Genomic DNA, 2570 nt, shown 5'->3' with positions numbered 1-2570 from the left:
AAGTCGCGACAGAACTCAACCAGCGGCCACGCAAAACCCTCGGCGGCAGAACCCCTGCCGCCGCCCTCGAAGAGCTACTCTCGAACCCACCAAGACCAGGTGTTGCGACGACCGGCTGACACCACCCATGGGTTTTGAAACACCGAGGTTATGCGACAACGAGCCAGTCATCGCCCTGCATCACGACCCTTCGTGACCTTCCCGTGACCGAGCAATGGCGGGCTACATCGGATCGTTAGCCCATCAGTCGAGAACCAGAGCAGCACACGGCACCGTTCGCACTACATTCGATGCCATGGACTCACGCGCGAGACCGGACGGCCACGCACTCCCCGAGACGAACCTCGGTCACGCAAGACTAAATCCGAGCAAGCAACTGGTTGAGGACACGACGAACAAGCGAGCGAGCAGAGTGAAGCGCCGGCGGATAGCGCTATTCACGGCAACGTCCGCCGTGGTGCTCTGCCTCCTGTTTTTCTGGGGCGGGAGCGTGCTCATTCGACTACTGCTGGACCCATTTGGACGTGAAGCTGCGGCGGTAAATCTGGCCACGTCTCTCAACGGGGCCACGGCTTACCACGTGTCCCACGACAGCAGTGGAACCACCGCGTTGAGAGTGGACGTCCAGGTCCCAAGCGGCTTATCTAACGAGGCCCGGGGTCAGAACTTGAGCTCCCTACAAATGCCACCCGCCTACGTCTCGTCGATGGCACCAAGCGTCCAAGTCTGCGTCTATGACGAGGATGGGGCGTACCAGATGTCAATGACCCAGAACAGCAAATGCGCGCGGTCCGTGTCCGCCACCTGGTGGCGTCCCGCTTGGTTGCCCCACTGGGTCTAATCAAGGCTCACGCCTACCACCTCTCGCCTTAAAACCCTAGAGTTTCGGCCGTTGCGCATGGCGGGGAGCGAGCGATACCCTCCTAGCGTCTGCCCAAGGCGTCCTTCACTCCTCACGGGGGGGCGTCCTGCCCGCAGCATGGAGAGAGTGGCAGCCCGTTTGAGCCGGGCCAGGTGCGTGGAGCCTAGTGCTGCGGGCACGAGGCTCCCACCTACCTTCACCGCCGCGAGGATTTTCGCGAAACCCTAGAGTTTCGGCCGTTGCGCATGGCGGGGAGCGAGCGATACCCTCCTAGCGTCTGCCCAAGGCGTCCTTCACTCCTCACGGGGGGCGTCCTGCCCGCAGCATGGAGAGAGTGGCAGCCCGTTTGAGCCGGGCCAGATGCGTGGAGCCTAGTGCTGCGGGCACGAGGCTCCCACCTACCTTCACCGCCGCGAGGATTTTCGCGAAACCCTTGGGTTTTGGGTCGTCCCGATGCGACAGCGGTAGCCACCGACGAACACTCGGTCGTCCGAGAGGTAGGTTCGCGCTACTTCGCAGCAAGAACCGACGCGCCGGACCCCGAAAGTTGCGGGAGGAACGCGCTCCGCCCGACCATGGCCATAATGAGCGCGAGCGCAGGACCTCGAACCACGTCCCCCCGTCCCACGACAATGTCCTGATCGGTCGCTTCAAGCTTGAGGCCTCGAACCCGCTTCTTGGCGACCACCACCTGGTCCGTGCTCGCGTAGTACCGCAACAGTGCCGCAAGGACTACGGGCGGATACGTCCGCTCAATCCCCAACGACCAACGGATGTCCTCACCGTGCACGACCATCTCACCCAGCAGCGCCAACCTCGGCAGAGGAGGCGACACACGACTGCCGACCGTCGCCGCGAACCGGCGCAAGGTGTCCACACCGTCACGACCGAGCTGCTCGCGGAGACGATCATGCACCTGCTGATCGAAGTCGAACCGCGCACGAACGACGCCAGCAAACCATCGCGGCCCAGACACCGCCCCGCTGACCGTCATATGCGCCAGTACCTCTCGCACCGAAAGCCCCGCGCACAGCGAAGGCAGCGCCCACCGTGACGGCTCCAGCGATTCGAGATCCGCTACCACCGACCTTCGCTCGGCATCAACACTGGACCAGACGTCACCCCGATTCACTCCACCATTGTTTCTGGAGCAGTCAACAAAGTCCACGCCTCACCGTCGCACACAATGGCCTCTGCGCCCGACTTCAAGCTCGCGAAACCCATGGGTTTTGAGATGTCTCAGGGACTCACAACCGGGGGAGCGAGGCGCGGCAAGCGCGTGCGCGTGGTCGAGTGACCCTTACTGCGCCCAGCAGCGGCCCAAACCGTGGAGGGCCAGTACGTTTGGGACGTGACTTCACCTCGGACCCGTACTGCGCGACTTCGATGGGCGAGCGGCCTCCTGATCACGCAAGGCGTACTCATGGAGCTATCTGTACTGATCGGCCTCGTCGTCTTGCTCGCACTGGGCGTGCCCCAGATCGAGATCACCGAACGAGTCAACATCTTCGCGCTGCCCTACCTGAACGAGAACCTCTATCTGATGATGGCGATGAGTGGCGTCTTCGGAGCACTCCGCGTTGACGGCGCTCACTGAAATTCCTCGGTTCTGCTCATCGAAATTCCCCACTCTGGGTCGCTCCGCCGCATGAGGCGGGCCTTCCTCGATGCTGGTGGTCTCTGACCACACACCAGCCCGAGGAAGGCC

The 2570-nt window shown here is 62.8% G+C and carries 2 protein-coding genes; one reads left to right on the top strand and one right to left on the bottom strand.

What is annotated here, in order from left to right:
- Positions 1–1370 precede the first annotated feature (1370 nt).
- Positions 1371–2030 (bottom strand): maleylpyruvate isomerase family mycothiol-dependent enzyme, encoded by a 660-nt coding sequence (locus tag ABVF28_RS17160; RefSeq protein WP_371031450.1) that lies wholly within the window; start codon positions 2028–2030, stop codon positions 1371–1373.
- A gap of 255 nt (positions 2031–2285) precedes the next feature.
- Between ABVF28_RS17160 and ABVF28_RS17155 the strand changes: the two genes are divergently transcribed.
- The gene (locus ABVF28_RS17155; RefSeq protein WP_371031449.1) at positions 2286–2459 is read left to right on the top strand and encodes a hypothetical protein; all 174 of its coding nucleotides are present in this window, start codon (positions 2286–2288) and stop codon (positions 2457–2459) included.
- Positions 2460–2570: the final 111 nt, after the last annotated feature.

The sequence above is a fragment of the Pseudoclavibacter sp. JSM 162008 genome (assembly GCF_041366455.1).
Classification (GTDB): domain Bacteria; phylum Actinomycetota; class Actinomycetes; order Actinomycetales; family Microbacteriaceae; genus Pseudoclavibacter.
This window is presented reverse-complemented; position numbering and strand designations above follow the sequence as displayed.

Coding starts and splice junctions, on each gene's coding strand:
- ABVF28_RS17155 (WP_371031449.1), top strand. CDS start 2,286: ATGGAGCTATCTGTACTGATCGGCCTCGTCGTCTTGCTCGCACTGGGC.